Below are 16,828 nucleotides of genomic sequence, written 5' to 3' on the forward strand. Positions count from 1 at the left end.
ATTACTGGGCCGGCGTGTTGAGCTGCTTCTTCAACGCTTCGAGACGATCTTCGACGGACGGGCCGCGGTTCAGGTCGGCGAGCTTGTCGTCGAGCGCCTTGCCGGTCTTCACGTCGGCAGAATTCAGGCGAGCGTCCGAGCGGGCATTCGACAATGCCACCTTGTCTTCCAGCTTCTGGAAATCTTCGGACAGATTCTTGCCGCCGATGCCACCCAGCGCCGTGGCCGCGACATCTTTGGCCTGCGCGATCTGCTGCTTGGCCTGGAGGATGTTCGAGCGTGCGTTCAGGTCGTTGCGACGGCTGCGCATGTCGTCGATCTGGCTCTTCAGTTGCGCGACCGACGGCTCCAGCGAAGTCAGTTCCTTCGCCAGCGCGTCGCGTTCCGCTTCGGCCGTGGCCTGCGCGCCGAGGGCTTCGCGTGCGAGCGCTTCGTCGCCGGATTGCAGCGCGCGTTTGGCGCCGTCTTCGTACTTCTTTGCCTTGTCCGCGGCAACATCGCGCTTGCTTTGCTGCGTGGCAACCTGCGCCTGAATCTCGATCAGCGAGTTCTCGGCTTTGGCGATGCTCTCATCGAGCTCGCGCACGATCTGGCGCGAATCGCGCGACGGGTCCTGCACGGAATCGGCTGCGTCGTTCAGGAGACCTTTAAGCGTGCGCGAAATGCTGTCAAAAAGCGACATGAAAACCTCCAAAGAATGTAAACGGCGCTGAATAATCCCGCGCGCCCAACTGCATTCAACTGCTACTTTACGCCGCTGCGCGCGAAGCTGCGCAACGTTCGAACCGGAGTTCAGGGCGCACACGCCAATTGCAATAGCGGCGCCTTGAATTGTTCGATTCGAATATCGTTTGGCAAGCAGCCTCAAATGTTAAAACGCGCGGCACGTTATTCAGCCGCTCGCGGATATTACACCATGGGTTCTCTTAAAACCGGCTTAAAGGGTTCGATGACAAAATGCCTAACATTGCATGCGGCAAATGTCGCCGGCGTGAATCGGCGCGGTGTGTACGCATTGTTATTGAAGTAACTGTCGATGCAAGCGAGCGCGTTCAGACGTGTCCTGTAAATCGAGGAAATGCATGCGTCACGAGACTTTTGGATCTGCACGATGCTGTGGCAAGCGGTACCCGATATATCAATGCTTGCAATTCTGAAAGCTCGCGGCGTTGATCAGTATCGGGCAAGCACAGACAGCGTGCCGATTCGCATTGTGCGACAGGCCGCGCCCATGTCTGCTACGCGAAGCGGCCGCCTTTGGTGCTTGGATCGCCGAGGGGATCGTCGTCTTCGCGCGCGCTATCGAGGCGAGGGCGTTTGAGCACGCTGCGCAATTGCGCGTCTGCATCGGCTTGCTGCGAGGAGGCGCCCGCAGAGGAGCCGTCGGTTGCCGCCGCTTTGGCCGCCGCCACGCGTGCGACTGCTTCGGCTGTTGCCGCGGCCTGCTCGTCGACTTCAGCGGCGAGGGCGGCTGCGACACCCGCCGGCAGCAAGGGGGCTGGCTGCGGCGCCACGGCGGTGCCCGGTGCCGAATCTGAAGCCGCCGCGGCGACATCGTCTGCCGGCGCGCCGGTCGTGCTGCCGCCGCGCTTTTGCAGGGCGGCGGGCAACGCCTCGCGTGCGTGCCGCGTGCTGCGCGCAACGCGCTGCAGCGCCGCGTCGAGCGCGTCCGGTGCGCGCGGCGCGCGCAGACGGTCGACGATGCTAGCCGCTTTCACCTGTTCGCCGGTCGCGCCGAAATTCATTACCGCGCGCCGCATCAGTTCGCTGACGCTAATGCCCAGATTGTCGGCGGTGGCGGTGATCGCGCGTTTCTGCGCGGTCGTGACGAATACGACGATGCGTTCGCTGGGCTTGTTCATGGTCGGCTCGCATACTTGTTGGCATGGGCGGTTCGGGGCACGCATCTGGCGCGCGCCGAGTCCATCATATGACGAGTTGCCCCGATGCGGAACGGGCGCGGCATTAAAATCCCGTGACATCAATGAGTTGTAGCGTTTGCGGGCGGCTTGTCCACAGGCCTTTCAACATTTTCTGTGTATAAGTGCGGCCATGCGTACACAGTGCTCGCGTAAGCGCCGGGACCGGCCGGATTCACTCGCGCGAAGGGAATTCTTACAAAAAAACTGACTTGAACCGCGCTTGATTTCTTTAGAATGCCCTGTTACGTTGCGCCGGGCAGGGTTCCAGGCGTGCCGTGCGGCCGGCCCGGGGGCAAGGGGCCGCGCGGTGGTTCGCGCCTGAGGCCACGTTGCCCGATCACGATCCATGCGCGCGCCAGGAGCGCGTGCGGAAGGCGTTCAGTTCCGCGCCCACTATGCCAGTCATGCCAATCATCAAACGACCGCCTTCTTCCAATTCTCCGTCGGGTGACGACCGGAATTCCTACCAACGCACGCCGGGCCGCAACGCCGCATCACGCGAGGCTGAGGCGAGCCGCGGTTCCATCGGCGCGGCCATCCTTCTCTGGTTCGTCGGCCTGCTTGCCACGGTCGCAGTGGTCGGCGCGCTGATCCTCGGCTATGCGCTGGTGGTGATGGGGCCGCAACTGCCGTCGCTCGACGCGTTGACCGACTATCGTCCGAAAGTGCCGTTGCGGGTGTACACCGCGGACCACGTGCTGATCGGCGAATTCGGCGAGGAGCGGCGCAGCCTCGTGCGCTTTCAGGACATTCCCGACCAGATGAAGAAAGCGGTGCTCGCGATCGAAGACTATCGCTTCTACGAGCACGGCGGCGTCGACTTCGTGGGCATTCTGCGCGCCGGTTTCGCCGACCTCACGCACGGCGGCGCCTCGCAGGGCGCGAGTACGATCACCATGCAGGTGGCGCGCAATTTCTTCCTCTCGAGCGAGAAGACCTACACGCGCAAGATCTACGAAATGCTGCTCGCCTATAAGATCGAGCGCGCGTTGACCAAGGATCAGATTCTCGAACTGTACATGAACCAGATTTATCTGGGCGAGCGCGCCTACGGTTTCGCGGCGGCCGCGCGCGTGTACTTCGGCAAGGATCTGAAAGACATCTCGCTGGCGCAAGCGGCGATGCTGGCCGGCTTGCCGAAAGCGCCGTCCGCGTACAACCCGGTGGTCAATCCGAAGCGCGCGAAGATCCGTCAGGAGTACATTCTGCGGCGCATGCTCGAGCTGAAATACATCAGCCAGGATCAGTACGACCAGGCGGTGAAGGAAGAGATCCACACCCGCAACCCGGGTAATGAATACAGCGTGCATGCCGAGTACATCGCCGAAATGGTGCGGCAGATGATGTACGCGCAGTACAAGGACGAAACCTATACGCGCGGCCTGAACGTCACCACCACGATCGATTCGGCGGATCAGGACGCCGCCTACCGCGCGGTGCGCAAGGGCGTGATGGACTACGAGCGGCGCCACGGCTATCGCGGACCGGAAGGCTTCGTGCAACTGCCCGCGCCGGGCGACGACCGCGATCAGGCTATCGACGACGCGCTTACCGACCACCCCGACAACGGCGAGATCATCGCCGCGGTGGTGACGGACGCGAGTCCGAAAGAGGTGAAGGCGCAGCTGGTGGACGGCACGCAGGTGTCGATTAGCGGCGACGGTTTGCGTTTCGCGGCCGGCGCGCTGAGCGCGCGCGCGGCAGCGGCCTCGAAGATCAAGCCGGGTTCGATCGTGCGCCTCGTCGCCGATGACAAGGGCAACTGGCAGATCACGCAACTGCCGCAGGTGGAAGGCGCGCTGATTTCGCTCACGCCGCAGGACGGCGCGATTCGCGCGCTGGTGGGCGGCTTCGACTTCAACAAGAACAAGTTCAATCACGTGACCCAGGCGTGGCGTCAACCGGGTTCGAGCTTCAAGCCGTTCATCTATTCAGCGGCGCTCGACAAGGGGCTTGGACCGGCCACGATCATCAACGACGCGCCGCTGTACTTCCCGCCGAGCGCGCCGGGCGGCGACGCGTGGGAGCCGAAGGACGACGACCAGCCGGATGGTCCGATGCCGATGCGCCTCGCGTTGCAGAAGTCGAAGAACCTGGTGTCGATCCGCATTCTGTCGTTCATCGGTACGAAATACGCGCAAGACTTCGTCACGCAACGATTTGGTTTCGACGCCGACAAGACGCCGCCGTATCTGCCCATGGCGCTCGGTGCGGGTCTCGTGACGCCGTTGCAATCGGCGGGCGCCTACTCGGTGTTCGCGAATGGCGGCTACCGGATCAATCCGTATCTGATCAACGAGGTGACGGATGCGCGCGGCCAGCCGCTCTCGAAAGCGCAGCCGCTGACGGCCGGACGCGATGCGCCGCGCACGCTCGAACCGCGTAACGCGTTCATCATGAACAGCCTGCTGCATTCGGTCGCGACGGCGGGCACGGGCGCGGGCACTAATGTGCTGCATCGCTCGGACTTGCAGGGCAAGACGGGTACGACCAACGACGCGAAGGACGGCTGGTTTGCCGGCTATCAGCAGTCACTCGTGGCGGTGGCGTGGATGGGTTACGACCAGCCGAAGAGCCTTGGCAGCCGCGAGTTCGGCGCGCAGCTGGCGTTGCCGATCTGGGTCGAGTACATGCAGCGCGCACTACGCGGCGTGCCGCAAAGCGAACCGGAGCAGCCGGACGGCGTGACCTCGGTCGACGGCGAACTGTTCTATACCGACATGACGCCGGGTAATGGCTTCGTGGCCAGCATCGGCCTGGATTCGTCGAACCCGACTGCCGGCGCGAGCGATGCCGTAGGCGGGGTGGGACCGGCGGGCATGACGCCGCCGGCCGTGCCGCCGCCGAACGTGTCGTCGAACGAGAGGAAGCAGATCATGGATATGTTCGAGTCGAACAAGCCTTGATCGAATCAGCGTGTGCGGGCCGTGCAGGCCGCACACGCAACCGTTTTAGCGGGCAGGGAACGTACCTGCCATGCGTATCTGTCAAAACGCTTTTCACTCGGCTGAAGCGGCAGTTTTTGTAGCCGCCTACCGCAGTGTGTTTTAATCATGCCTGCGGTGCTTCACGTTGGGTCCCACAGGGACGCCCGATTTCCAAACGGTATCGGCCTCCAGCACCACTGCGTCTCGCCGTGAGCGAGGCGTCCGTCTTCAGAACGCGCCGCGCGAGACCCGGTTTGACGCGCGCGCTTGCCGCATCGTCTGTTAGCACCTCTGAGGTTGCGGCGGTCGACGCATTTGCCATCTAGCATCCACCGGGTCCCCTCCTTGTGAAAAGTCGAATTCTCATCTGTCTGATGACGGGTCTGCTACGCGCCTTCGCTATCCTGCCGTACGGCGTTGTCGCGCGTATCGGTACCGGAATCGGCGCATTGCTGTACCGGATTCCGAGCGCACGCCGGCGCGTCGTGCATACCAATCTGAAACTGTGCTTCCCGGACATGAGCGACGAGGCACGCGAACGTCTTGCTCGCGCGCACTTCTGCCATGTGATTCGCAGTTACGTGGAGCGCGGGCCGCAATGGTTCGGCAATGCGCAGGCGCTGGCACGTCTCGTCGAAGTGGAAAGCGCAATCGATCTCTCCGACATGCAAGGCCGCCCGACGATTTTCGTCGGCTTCCATTTCGTCGGCATCGAGGCCGGTTGCATGATGTATTCGACGCGGCATCCTGTGGCGTCGTTGTACACGCCGATGTCGAATTTGCTGCTCGACGCAATGGCGAAGCGGCAGCGCGGGCGTTTCGGCACGGAGATGATTCCGCGCAGCGATAGCGTACGGCGTGCGTTGCGCGTGTTGCGCGAAGGCAAGCCGGTGATGCTGGCCGCCGATATGGACTTCGGTTTGCGGGATTCGGTGTTCGTGCCGTTTTTTGGCGTGCCGGCCTGCACGCTGACGTCCGTGTCGCGGATGGCGCGTGCGGGGAATGCGCGGGTCGTGCCGTTCGTGACCGAGGTCCTGCCGGACTATCGCGGCTACAAGCTGACCATTTTCAAACCGCTAAGCGATTTTCCGTCGGATGACGTTGCCGTTGACGCGCGCAGGATTACCGAGTTTCTGGAGACTCAAGTAAGACGGATTCCTGATCAATATTACTGGGTGCACAAACGGTTCAAGAACCGGCCGGCGGGCGAGGCGGGGGTGTATTGATGCGTCGTGATGCTGTGTCAGCAAACGCGCCGGAACCTGATTTCGTTGCGCGTTCAAGCACTTAGGCTGTCTCTCCTGGCGTTATCAACAGGCTTGCGAACAAAATCTGTGGATAAGCCGCGGTTGTCCCATCGGTGTGCCGGGCCGCGCCCGCGCACTGCCTCGCTGCTGCATCCACCCACACCGCGCCTGACAAACCGATTCGCTTCAAGCACTTAAGCGTGTAGCCCCAGAGTTATCAACAACCCTGTCAACATAAATTGGGGATAACGTTGAGGCATCCCAGGTGCTGCATCGTGTGAAAAGCCAGGCGCTCAGGAACCTCTGGTTCATTCCGCACCGCGCACGCAAATCCCTGCGCGTTCAATGTGTTAGCCCGCTTGTCAGATAGTTTTCAACAGGCTCATCAACATAAACTGGGGATAAGTCTTCCGCATTCAGTATGGAATCCCAGGTTTAGTTTGATATGCCAGTATTCGCGGCGGGCGTCGCAGTCGCCGTCGCCGCTGCCGTCGCGGCATTCGAGGACCCCGATTCAAGCGGCGGATTGCCCATGGCCTGGAACAAAGCCGCTGTGTCCGTCAGGCGCGCGCTGGTATAGCGGATTTCATCGAGCTGTGCGTTACGGAACTGCTGTTCGCTAGAACGCGTCGACGCGATAGGCACGGCACCGAGGCGGTAGCGCCCCGACGTTTCGTCGAAGACACCCTGCGCCGAGCGCGCGGCAATGTTCGCCGCATCCAGTGCCTGCGAATCGTGCTCGAGCGCGGCGAGCGTATCGGCCACGTTCTGGAACGCGGCCAGCACCGTCTGCTTGTACTGCGACACCGTTGCGTCGTAGGTATCGATTGCCGCGCGGCGCTGGGCAAACAGTGCACCACCGTGGAAGAGCGGCTGCGACAGCGACGCGCCGATGCTCCAGATCGCTCCCGCGCCAGAGAGCGCCACAGGCCAGCTAAACCCGCCTTGTCCCATCGACGCGCTCAGCGAGATGCTCGGAAACATCTGCGCTGTGGCCACGCCGACGTCGGCCGCCGCAGCCTTCAATGCCGCGTCGGCGGCCTGAATGTCGGGCCGGGAGCGCAGCAGTTCCGAAGGCACCACAATGGGCACCTGTTCAGGCAGGTGCAGTTGCGCGAGATCGAGATCATCCGGCGCGGTGTCCGGGGTGCGGCCGAGCAACACCGCCAGCGCGTGGCGCGTCGTCAGCCATTGCTGCTTCAGCCCCGGCAGGCTCGCCGACAGACTCGCCGCACTCTGTTGCGCACTCAACTGATCGGCGTGCGAGACCGCGCCCAGCACATAGCGCCGCTGTGTGTCGCGTGCCTGGTCGTTGGCGAGCGTGACGAGCCGTTCGGTCGTCTCGATCTGCGCATGCAGCGCGGCACTCGTGATCGCGGCCGTCACGATGTTGGCGGCCAGCGCGCGGCGCGCGGCGTCGAACTGATACGCCTGCACGTTCACGCGAGCGGCGAGCGCCGCATCGGCCAGCCGCGCGGCGCCGAACAGGTCGAACGTATAGTGCGCCTGCAATTGACCAACAAAGACGTTGTAGAGAAACGTGTTCGGACCGGCCTCGGGGATCGCCAACGCGCGATTGCGGGTTGCCTGGCCGCCCGCGTCGATGGTGGGCAACATCGAACTGCCAATCTGGGCGCGCAACTGCTCGCGTGCGGCGGCGAGACTTTTGTCGGTCGCGGCGAGTGTCGGGCTGTTGCGCAAGCCTTCATCGACCAGCGCATTCAGCGCGTCCGACTGGTACAGCTTCCACCACTCAGGCACCGGCTTCGCGCCGACCACGAACTGCTGCGTGACGCCTTGCGCCGGCACGGTTTGCGTCGGCTGCGGTTCGGCGCCGTAGTGGGCCGGTTGCGGCATCGCGGGCGGTTCGCCGTTCGGGCCGAACGAGCAGGCTCCCAACGTGGCGGCCAGAGTCAGTGTTGCAGCGCCGAGGAGCGTGCGGCGCAGATGCCGAGGGAATGTCGAAGTAGCCATGATCTTAATTCCCCGTATGCGTCGCACCGGACGGTGCCGGCGGCTCGCGCTCGTCGCCCCGCACTCTGAACGAGGCGGCGTACAGCGCGGGCAGATAGAACAGCGTGAGGATGGTCGCGCTAGTAATACCGCCCATCAGCGCGGTTGCCATCGGGCCGAAGAAGTTCGAGCGCAACAGCGGAATCAGCGCGAGCACAGCCGCCGCCGCGGTCAGCGTGATGGGCCGGAAACGCCGCACGGTCGCGCCGACAATCGCGTCGAAACGCTTATGTCCAGCGGCGATGTCCTGCTCGATCTGGTCGACCAGAATCACTGAGTTGCGCATGATGATGCCGAACATCGCAATCACGCCGAGCATCGCCACAAAGCCGAACGGCTGGCCGAACAGCAGCAGCGTCAGCACCACGCCGATCAGGCCGAGCGGGGCGGTCAGCACGACCATCAGCACGCGCGCGAAGCTCTGCAGCTGGATCATCAGCAGCGTGAGGACGGCAATGATCATGATCGGCATCTGCGCATTGATCGACGTCTGGCCCTTGCCGCTTTCTTCGACCGAGCCGCCGATCTCGATCCGGTAGCCGACCGGCAGAGAGGCGCGAATCGGGCCCAAAGCCTTGTCCACGGCATGCGTGACGTCGATGCCTTGCGCGTCCGGCGCGACGTCGGACTGCACGGTAATGGTCGGCTGGCGGTCGCGTTCCCAGATCACGCCGTATTCGAGGTCGTTGCGCAAGTGGCCGAGCGTGCCGAGCGGCACGGGACCGTTCGGCGTGGGCATGGCCAGTGTGACGAGTTGCGCGGGGTCGACGCGCTCCGCTTTCGGCGCGCGCAGATCGACGCTGATGAGCTTGTCGCGTTCGCGATACTGCGTGACCGTGTAGCCGGAGAGGGTCATCGCAAGGAAGCTCGAAATGTCGTCGGAACTCACGCCGAGTTCGCGCGCTTTCTTCTGGTCGACTTCGAAGCGCACCGAGCGTTCGGCGGGCTCGTCCCAGTCGAACTGCACGTTGCGGGTGCCCTGGTCGGCGCGCATAGTCGCCGCGACGCGTTCAGCGATCGAGCGCACGGTGGCGATATCGTCGCCGCTTACGCGGAACTGCACCGGATAGCCGACGGGCGGTCCATTCTCGAGGCGCGACAGGCGCGTGCGGATCGCGGGGAAGCGGTTGCGCAATTCCGGTTCGAGCCACTGCGCGAGCTTCTCGCGGTCCTTCACCGATTTCGCCGTGATTACGAACTGCGCGAAATTGGGTGTCTGCAATTGCTGGTCGAGCGGCAGATAGAAGCGCGGCGCGCCGGTGCCGACGAAGTCCACCGTATGATCGATTTCCGGCCGGCCGACCAGCGCTTTCTCGAGCCGCTCCGCCTGGCGCAAGGTGGCCTCGAACGATGCACCTTCAGGCAGGCGCACGTCCACCAGCAACTCGGGACGATCCGAGCTCGGGAAGAACTGCTGCGGCACCAGCGTGAAACCCGCGAGCGCCAGCACGAACAGCGCGACGGTAATGAGAAGCACGACGAAGCGCCGTTCGATGCACCAGCCGATCCAGCCACGCAGGCGCTGGTAGAAGCGCGTGTCGTAGATGTCATGTTCGTGATCGTCCGGCAGATGCGCCTCGTGCGCCTCGCGTTTGCGCTCGGGCAGCAGGTGATAGCCGAGCAGCGGAATCAGCACGACTGCCGCGAGCCACGAAGCGATCAGCGCAATGGCGGACACTTCGAAGATCGAGCGCGTGTATTCGCCGGTGCTCGATTTGGCGAGGGCGATCGGCAGAAAACCGGAGACGGTGACGAGCGTGCCGGTCAACATCGGAAACGCGGTACTGGTGTACGCGAAGGCCGCCGCGCGGGTGCGGCTCCAGCCTTGCTCCAGTTTCACCGACATCATCTCGACCGCAATGATCGCGTCGTCGACGAGCAGCCCCAAGGCGAGCACCAGCGTGCCGAGCGACACCTTGTGCAGGCCGATATCGAACAGATACATGCACAGCGCAGTGACCGCGAGCACAACCGGGATCGAGATCACGACCACCATGCCAGTGCGCACGCCCAGCGAGACCAGGCTCACCACCAGCACGATCGCGACGGCTTCGGCGACGGCTTCGAGAAAGTCGTCGACCGATCGCGCGACCGCGTGCGGCATGCTCGACACTTCGACCAGTTGCAACCCTGCCGGCAACGCCCGGCGCAACTGGATCATCTGCTGATCGAGCGCCTTGCCGAGACGGATCACGTCGCCGCCCGGCTGCATCGTCACGCCGATGCCGAGCACGGCCTTGCCGCCCGCGCGCATTTGCGTGACGACCGGATCGTCGTAGCCGCGCTTGATCGTGGCGATGTCGCCGAGACGGAACGAACGGTTGTTGATGCGGATCAGCGTGTCGGCGAGCGCGTTGACGTCCTTGAACTGGCCTGTGGGGCGCACGAACACGCGGTCGTCGGTGGTGGTCAGCGTGCCCGCCGGCGCGACGCTGTTCTGCGAATTGATCGCCTGGCCGAGTTGCTGTGGCGAGATGCCAAGCCGCGTGAGTTGCGTATTGGCGATTTCGATGTAGATGTGCTGATCCGGGTCGCCGAAGTAATCGACCTTGCCGACGCCCGGCACCCGCAGCAGCACGGTGCGCAACTGGTCCGCGTAATCGTGCAGTTGCGCGGCGGAGAAGCCGTCGCCTTCGAGCGTCCAGATGTTGGTGTAGACGTCGCCGAATTCGTCGTTGAAAAACGGCCCCTGGATGCCTGGCGGCAAGGTCGCCGCGATATCGCCGACTTTCTTGCGCACCTGATACCAGGTTTGGGGCACGTCCTTGACCGGCGCGGAGTCTTTCATCGAAAAGAACATCAGCGACTCGCCGGGGCGAGAGTAGCTGCGCACGAAATCGATGGCGGGTGTCTCCTGCAATTTGCGGCCGATGCGGTCCGTGACCTCCTCCTGCACCTGCCGCGCGGTGGCGCCGGGCCAGAGCGTGCGGATCACCATGACGCGGAACGTGAAGGGCGGGTCCTCGGATTGCGCCAGCCGGGTATAGGCGAGGATGCCGAAGGCGGTCGACAGCGCGATCAGGAAGACGACCAGCGCCTGGTGGCGCAACGCCCATGCGGACAGGTTGAAGCGTCCTTCTTCATGCGTAGTGCTCATGAAGCGAAGTCCTCGGGATGCAGCGGCGGGATGACGTGAACTTTTTCGCCGGCAGTCACCGTATGGACCCCTTGCAGCACGACGCGCTCGCCCTCCTTGAGCCCCCCGGCAATCACGATCGTGCGTTCGTTGTAGCGCGTGACGCTTACGCGGCGCAGTTCCAGCGTGCCGGTGCCGGCCGCGTTATCCGTGGCGCGCACGATCCACACGGCCGGTTGCGTGCCGTCGTGGAACAGTGCGGTGGCGGGCACGGTGAACACCCCCGTGGACGCCGCCGTGGAAGTTGGTGCGGCGAGTTCAATATCCGCGGTCATGCCGAGGCGCACATCCGGGCCGGGATTGTCGAGCGTGAGTTTGGCGCGATAGGTGCGGCTTTGCGGATCGGCGGCAGGCGACAGTTCGCGCACGCGCGCGGTGAACTTGCGCCCCGGCAGTGCCGCGAGCGTCACGTTGGCGGTTTGCCCGACCGAAAGCGAAGCGAGTGCGCTTTCCGGCACGTCGCACACCGCGTCGACGTCACCGCTCCAGGCGAGGTTGTAGACGGCCTGGCCCGCGGACACGTTCTGGCCGGTGTCGGCCTGTTCTGCGGTGATGACGCCCGCGTGATCGGCGGCGAGCGTGGTGTATTGCAACTGGTCTTTCGCAAGCGCCGCCTGTTGGGCGGCCTGATCGCGCTGCGCGAGGGCGGACGCGTACGCATTGGTGGTCTGTTCGAGCTGCGCGGGTGCGATCAGGTTTTCTTTCGCCTGCGCCTGATCGCGATCGAGCTGCTGCTTCGCGTACACGAGGCTGTGCAGCGCGGCGGCAAGCTGGGCGTCCGCGCTCGCGGCATTCTTCTGGGCGTCGGCCTGGTCGAGCTTGGCGACGATCTGGCCGCTCTTCACGACGTCGCCGAGCCGCACCCGCCGCTCGAGAATCTTGCCGGCAATGCGGAACGACAGCGGCGTCGAGTAGCGCGCCTGCACTTCGCCGGGCAACGACGCGGACTGCATCGCGCTGCCGTCGGCATGGACCGCGACGGCGACCACGGGGCGCGGCGCGGGCGCCGCCGCTTCTTGCTTCGAGCAGGCGGCCAGCGTGACGACGCCGGCGAGGAGGAGCACCGAGGCGGCGCGGCGCAGGCGCGCGGGGCGGGCAGACCGGCGGGTTGGCGGGCGCATCGCTGACGATGCAGGAGGACCGGGACGCTTCACAATTACCCCAACTGGAGACAGCGAACGAACTCGGCAAGCCGCAGCGGCCCGCCAGCGAAAACACGATGCCGGATCATGCAATTGGCATACGCGTCTGTTTTGCAATGACGATTTGCATTCTAATACACACCTGTATTTGAATGTAGAGGTGAATCGGAATTCTTTTCGGTGCTAGACTGGCGCCCATGAAACGGCAACGACTAACACGCGAGCAGAGCAAAGATCAAACGCGCGAGCGTTTGCTCGACGCTGCGCAAGCGATTTTTATGAAGAAAGGCTTTGTCGCGGCGAGTGTCGAAGACATCGCCGGGGCGGCGGGCTACACGCGCGGAGCGTTCTATTCGAACTTCCGCAGCAAGAGCGAGTTGTTTCTCGAGCTATTGCGGCGCGACCACGAGGCCATGCAGGCGGGCCTGCACGCCATTTTCGAAAGCGCGGCCTCGCGCGAGGAAATGGAAGAGCGTGTGCTGCGCTATTACAGCAGCCTGCATCGGGAGAACAAGTGCTTCCTGCTGTGGGTGGAGGCGAAGCTGCTCGCGGTGCGCGACGGCCGTTTCCGGATTCGCTTCAATGCGTTCCTGCACGAGAAGCTCGAGCAGTTGAGTGCGTATATCCACGAGTTTTCAGCGCGGGTCGGCACGCCGCTGCTGCTGCCCGCGCAGTCGCTGGCGATCGGCTTGATGGGGTTGTGCGACGGCGTGCAGTTTTTCTACACGGTCGATCCGCAGAACGTGTCGGCGGAAGTGGCGGAAGGGGTGCTGGCCGGGTTTTTCGCCCGCGTGGTGTACGGGCGCGACGCTTGAGTGATGCGCTTGAACGACGCTTGGAGGCGTCGAATCAGTTGGTCGGCATTTGCGCGCAGATGTCGGCGGCCGGGCTCACGCAGGCGTACGAATACTGCCCGCTATAGCGCAGCACTTCTTCGCCGGCGTGCAGCACGACTTTGATATCGGGGCAGCGCTCGTAAGCAATGAACGCCGAGCAGGCGGCCGCGGACCAGCACACCAGCGAGAACGCGATTTTTTCCAGAAGCTGAAAACGATGGGTCATAGCGATTAATGCAATTGATTTCCTGTCGGTCGCTATGTTACCAGTATCCTAGGGTTTATACCTATCCAATACTCACAATAAGCGCTGAAATGGTGACGTGAGCGCATCGGAAACCTGTCTGGATTGTCATCTTCAGGTCAGGGTTGGGACAGGGTTGGCCTCATACAATTGAATCGTTGGGCTAACCCGGGCGCCTTTCCGCCGGGTCGACACAGGCGGCAGGCATGCGCCGGCCCGGCTTTACCGAGGCAGGAGTCGTCCCATGAATCAATTGCAGTCGATGCGCGTATTCGTCAAAGTGGCCGATTTGGGCAGTTTCGTGGGTGCGGCCGGTGCGCTGGATCTGTCCACCGCAGTCGTGACGAGGCACGTTGCCGATCTCGAGGCGCGTCTGAGCACACGCCTGCTCAATCGCACCACCCGCCGGCTCTCGCTGACCGAATCCGGCATGACCTATCTGGAGCGCGTGCGCCATATTCTCGACGACCTCGACGGCGTGGAGCAGATGGTGGTGGCGCGCAATCATGAACCGGTCGGCACCCTGCGCATCGTCGCGCCGGTGGTGTTCGGGCTGCACAGCCTCGCGCCCGTGGTGCAATCGTATGCCGCGCGCTATCCGAATGTCGTGCCCGACGTGACGCTCGCGGATCGCCAGGCCGATCTGGTGGACGAGGGGTTCGACGTCGGGATTCTCGTGGCGCGGCCCATGCGTAGCGCGAGCATCGTCACGCGGCGGCTGACCACGGGCTACATGACGGTCTGCGCGACGCCCGCGTATCTGGCGCAGCACGGCACGCCGAGGCGCCCGGAAGATCTGCTGACGCATCCGTGCCTGAGCCGGCCGGCCGAGCAGGGCGGCGAGGAGCGCGTATTCACCGGGCCGGACGGCGAAGTCCGGGTGCGGCCCACCAATGCGATCGTCGCGAACAATACGGAGATGCTGAGGCAGTTCGCGCTGCTGGGCATGGGCGTGGCGATCCTGCCGAGCTACCTGATCGGCCGCGATCTGGCGGCCGGGCGGCTCGTGCCTTTGCTCGGCGATTACCATTTGCCGCCGATCGAAATCACCATCGCCTATGCGAGCCGCCTGCATCTGCCGGCGAAGGTGCGCACCTTCATCGATCATCTCGTCGCCCATTTCGAGCAGACCGACCGTCAGGCGCGTGATCCGCGCGCTACCGCGGTGGCACTTTCCAAGGCCATCACGCAAGTCGCCGGGCACGATGACGTAGAAGACGATTTGCCGGTGCCGGACTTGTCCGCCGATACGGCGCGTCCTGTGCACAAAGCGGCGCGCGAGCGGGTCGTGGCGGCGTCGTTCTGATCAAGGGCGCGCGGGCATGCACGTACGACATCGGGCTGGACGTTCAGCGCCGGTCATTCAGGAAAGGGTAGCGCAAGCGGGAACACCCAGGCACGGGGCGACAGCCCCGGTGCCTCGCTCAGGCGCCTAGACCCGGGCCGTAGTTGCCGCCAATCAGGCAAGTGACGGATGCGACGTCGGCATAGTCCTGTTCCGGCAAGCCGTCGAGCATCGACAGCACCTCGTTGCTCGCGCCGGCTTCGCGCGCGGCGTCGACGAGGGCGTCTTTATAGGTCGGAAATTTGACCGCGCTCAGCAGATCGCTGATCTGCAGATCAATCGATTCGCCCGGGATGGCCGATGCGGTCATGTCAACGCTCCTCTCGATGTCTTGCCGCCAATTGGCCGCCAGGCGCGCACGCCACGCGCCGGCGTGTGAACGCGAAGAATTCAGGTCTGCAAGTGCTCGTTCTGCCCCACGAAGCTCCGATCGAGATGCCGCGATTTCGGCAGCGCAATATGCTGCCATTGCTGGGGACTAGTGTCGTCGGTGGCGGCGACGTCCGGCGCCGGGGGAGCGACCGGCGCCGCGTTGGCGCGTTCGGCAAGGGTATTGGCGTTCGTGCCGTCCAGCGCGGTATGAACCGGCGCCGCAAAACACGAGGCTGACAGCGTCACCATGGTCAACAGTGTCGAGGTTTTCATCGCCCGACCTCCTAAGCTCATGCGGCGCTGACAGGTGAGCAAACGCTGTGCCGTCCCCGCGTCGAAAGGACGGCGCATGCCATACACGGCTTTGCCGTGCGCGCACTTTCAATCTTAGAGGGGAGGATCCCTCAGCGTGCGCGCGTTTACGGCAAAACGCTATTGTAGATTTCAGATGATGGCAGAAACGGGGCAACCCCGCAGCAACTGTGTCGCTTACGGTCGTGCCGAACGGATGCTGCGCCGCGGCAAACGTCAAGCCTGATGCTGCCTAACGCAGCACCTCGAAACGCGTCCAGGGCCACGACGGGCGGTCGCGCATGTAGCCGTTCAGCCAGTTCCATTGCGGATGGCGCTTCATGAACGCCTGGGCGTCGAACGGCCGTCCGCACGGATGGCCCCAGCGTGCGCTGAACGCCATCGAACGCGCCATTTCGCTGTCGACCACCTTGCCGTCGTTGGCGCCCCACGGGTTGAACGGCCCGTGATCGGTGCCGCCAAAGCGCGCGTCGTCCAGTTCCAGATGCCCGCAGATCGTCCGCGAGCACGGGTTGTCGTTGCGGTCGAGGTAGACATCGTGATGGTCGGCGATCATCTCCTTGGCGAGATCCACGTCGATCTTGCCGCGATGCATTTCTTCTAGCTGCATGAAGCGCAGGCGACGTGCGCCGTTCTTGCGCACGTCCGTATAGTCCTCGCCTTCGCCGATGCATTCCTGATTGCGGATCTTCAGGTCGGTGGCGGTGTTGTAGCCGCTGTAGAAACCGTCCTTGGTGCTCTCGAAACCGGAGTAGTGCAAGCCCAGTTCATAGCGCGCGATCTCGCCGGTTTTGGCGTCGCCGAGCAGCCAGCTATTCGCATAGCCGCCGTTGTTGGCGACCGCGAACATTTCGCACCACTCGGCGATGCTGTTGGCGTACTGCGACGCGCGCCGTGAGCGGTAGAACTCGGGGGCGCCGGCCGCGTCGTAGCCGGCGAAGTTGGAAATGGTGGTTTCGGTCACCATCAGCCCGGCGGCGGTGACCCAGAAATCCGTGAGGCTGGAAATGCAGCCGGGCAAGCCCTGCATGAGGATGCGGTTGCCCCGGTCCGGCACGATATCGAACACGACGTTGAACGCGTCGCCCGCGGCGTAGCGGTCCCACGAGTTGTGCGCCATCACGATGCGGCCGTCGCGGGTCGCGCGGCCGGTGGCGACGAACGCGCTGCAGTGGTGGCCGCGCCGTCCGCGCCACGGCTTCACGCCGAGCGCCGGTTGCCGCTGCGCCGCGTGCGTGGGCCACCAGCTTTGCAACAGATCCATGTAGCCGTTCCATGCCAGGACTTCGGCGAACGGCAGCTTGGCCCCGTCAGCGATTCCCTGGATTTCGT

Annotated in this window: 13 protein-coding genes; 4 read left to right on the forward strand and 9 right to left on the reverse strand. The window is 63.9% G+C overall.

Annotation, left to right across the window (positions count from 1 at the left end; genetic code table 11):
- Position 1 precedes the first annotated feature (1 nt).
- Together A6V37_RS29280 and A6V37_RS29285 are read right to left on the reverse strand one after the other, a co-directional pair.
- On the reverse strand, positions 2-682 hold the full coding sequence (locus A6V37_RS29280) for a PspA/IM30 family protein (RefSeq protein WP_064268210.1): 681 nt from the start codon (positions 680-682) through the stop codon (positions 2-4).
- Between the two features lie 556 nt (positions 683-1,238).
- Entirely contained in the window at positions 1,239-1,862 is a 624-nt protein-coding gene (locus tag A6V37_RS29285) for a hypothetical protein (protein WP_064268209.1), read from the reverse strand.
- Positions 1,863-2,326: 464 nt separating this feature from the next.
- On the opposite strand from A6V37_RS29285, the gene A6V37_RS29290 reads away from it, so the two are divergent.
- Both A6V37_RS29290 and A6V37_RS29295 read left to right on the forward strand, forming a co-directional pair.
- A complete protein-coding gene (locus tag A6V37_RS29290) occupies positions 2,327-4,828 on the forward strand; it encodes a penicillin-binding protein 1A (protein ID WP_064268233.1) in 2,502 nt (833 codons plus the stop codon).
- A 368-nt stretch (positions 4,829-5,196) separates the two neighbouring features.
- Positions 5,197-6,075 carry a lipid A biosynthesis lauroyl acyltransferase gene (locus A6V37_RS29295; protein ID WP_064268208.1) on the forward strand — a complete coding sequence of 293 codons (879 nt, stop codon included), beginning with the start codon at positions 5,197-5,199 and terminating at the stop codon, positions 6,073-6,075.
- Between the two features lie 456 nt (positions 6,076-6,531).
- Here A6V37_RS29295 and A6V37_RS29300 read toward each other — a convergent pair whose 3' ends face one another.
- Genes A6V37_RS29300 through A6V37_RS29310 form a run of 3 tightly spaced genes read right to left on the reverse strand, consistent with a single transcriptional unit; the run spans position 6,532 to position 12,366 of the window.
- Complete coding sequence (locus tag A6V37_RS29300; protein WP_064268207.1) at positions 6,532-8,070, reverse strand: efflux transporter outer membrane subunit; 1,539 nt, start codon at positions 8,068-8,070, stop codon at positions 6,532-6,534.
- 4 nt (positions 8,071-8,074) lie between these two features.
- Positions 8,075-11,206, reverse strand: a complete 3,132-nt coding sequence (locus tag A6V37_RS29305) for an efflux RND transporter permease subunit (protein ID WP_064268206.1) — start codon at positions 11,204-11,206, stop codon at positions 8,075-8,077.
- Positions 11,203-12,366 carry an efflux RND transporter periplasmic adaptor subunit gene (locus tag A6V37_RS29310; protein ID WP_064286594.1) on the reverse strand — a complete coding sequence of 388 codons (1,164 nt, stop codon included), beginning with the start codon at positions 12,364-12,366 and terminating at the stop codon, positions 11,203-11,205. The genes A6V37_RS29305 and A6V37_RS29310 overlap by 4 nt, the downstream gene beginning before the upstream one ends.
- A 218-nt stretch (positions 12,367-12,584) precedes the next feature.
- On the opposite strand from A6V37_RS29310, the gene A6V37_RS29315 reads away from it, so the two are divergent.
- Positions 12,585-13,202 (forward strand): TetR/AcrR family transcriptional regulator, encoded by a 618-nt coding sequence (locus A6V37_RS29315; protein ID WP_064268204.1) that lies wholly within the window; start codon positions 12,585-12,587, stop codon positions 13,200-13,202.
- Between the two features lie 34 nt (positions 13,203-13,236).
- Here the strand turns inward: A6V37_RS29315 and A6V37_RS29320 are convergent, their stop codons facing one another.
- Positions 13,237-13,449 (reverse strand): hypothetical protein, encoded by a 213-nt coding sequence (locus tag A6V37_RS29320; RefSeq protein ID WP_064268203.1) that lies wholly within the window; start codon positions 13,447-13,449, stop codon positions 13,237-13,239.
- Positions 13,450-13,711: 262 nt separating this feature from the next.
- On the opposite strand from A6V37_RS29320, the gene A6V37_RS29325 reads away from it, so the two are divergent.
- Positions 13,712-14,773 (forward strand): LysR family transcriptional regulator, encoded by a 1,062-nt coding sequence (locus A6V37_RS29325; protein WP_064268202.1) that lies wholly within the window; start codon positions 13,712-13,714, stop codon positions 14,771-14,773.
- A 118-nt stretch (positions 14,774-14,891) separates the two neighbouring features.
- Here the strand turns inward: A6V37_RS29325 and A6V37_RS29330 are convergent, their stop codons facing one another.
- From A6V37_RS29330 to A6V37_RS29340, 3 genes are all read right to left on the reverse strand, one after another.
- On the reverse strand, positions 14,892-15,122 hold the full coding sequence (locus A6V37_RS29330; RefSeq protein ID WP_064268201.1) for a DUF2795 domain-containing protein: 231 nt from the start codon (positions 15,120-15,122) through the stop codon (positions 14,892-14,894).
- An 80-nt stretch (positions 15,123-15,202) separates the two neighbouring features.
- Positions 15,203-15,457 carry a hypothetical protein gene (locus A6V37_RS29335; protein ID WP_064268200.1) on the reverse strand — a complete coding sequence of 85 codons (255 nt, stop codon included), beginning with the start codon at positions 15,455-15,457 and terminating at the stop codon, positions 15,203-15,205.
- A 271-nt stretch (positions 15,458-15,728) separates the two neighbouring features.
- Positions 15,729-16,828: C45 family autoproteolytic acyltransferase/hydrolase (locus A6V37_RS29340; protein WP_064286596.1), on the reverse strand; the 1,100-nt coding region annotated here is incomplete at its 5' end.

It is taken from the genome of Paraburkholderia ginsengiterrae, assembly GCF_001645125.1.
GTDB lineage: Bacteria > Pseudomonadota > Gammaproteobacteria > Burkholderiales > Burkholderiaceae > Paraburkholderia > Paraburkholderia ginsengiterrae.

What these genes read in the sequence shown, in the direction of transcription:
- A6V37_RS29285 (WP_064268209.1), bottom strand. Translation starts at nt 1,862, where the DNA reads ATGAACAAGCCCAGCGAACGCATCGTCGTATTCGTCACGACCGCGCAG.
- A6V37_RS29315 (WP_064268204.1), top strand. Translation starts at nt 12,585, where the DNA reads ATGAAACGGCAACGACTAACACGCGAGCAGAGCAAAGATCAAACGCGC.
- A6V37_RS29280 (WP_064268210.1), bottom strand. Translation starts at nt 682, where the DNA reads ATGTCGCTTTTTGACAGCATTTCGCGCACGCTTAAAGGTCTCCTGAAC.
- A6V37_RS29290 (WP_064268233.1), top strand. Translation starts at nt 2,327, where the DNA reads ATGCCAATCATCAAACGACCGCCTTCTTCCAATTCTCCGTCGGGTGAC.
- A6V37_RS29305 (WP_064268206.1), bottom strand. Translation starts at nt 11,206, where the DNA reads ATGAGCACTACGCATGAAGAAGGACGCTTCAACCTGTCCGCATGGGCG.
- A6V37_RS29335 (WP_064268200.1), bottom strand. Translation starts at nt 15,457, where the DNA reads ATGAAAACCTCGACACTGTTGACCATGGTGACGCTGTCAGCCTCGTGT.
- A6V37_RS29300 (WP_064268207.1), bottom strand. Translation starts at nt 8,070, where the DNA reads ATGGCTACTTCGACATTCCCTCGGCATCTGCGCCGCACGCTCCTCGGC.
- A6V37_RS29310 (WP_064286594.1), bottom strand. Translation starts at nt 12,366, where the DNA reads ATGCGCCCGCCAACCCGCCGGTCTGCCCGCCCCGCGCGCCTGCGCCGC.
- A6V37_RS29320 (WP_064268203.1), bottom strand. Translation starts at nt 13,449, where the DNA reads ATGACCCATCGTTTTCAGCTTCTGGAAAAAATCGCGTTCTCGCTGGTG.
- A6V37_RS29330 (WP_064268201.1), bottom strand. Translation starts at nt 15,122, where the DNA reads ATGACCGCATCGGCCATCCCGGGCGAATCGATTGATCTGCAGATCAGC.
- A6V37_RS29325 (WP_064268202.1), top strand. Translation starts at nt 13,712, where the DNA reads ATGAATCAATTGCAGTCGATGCGCGTATTCGTCAAAGTGGCCGATTTG.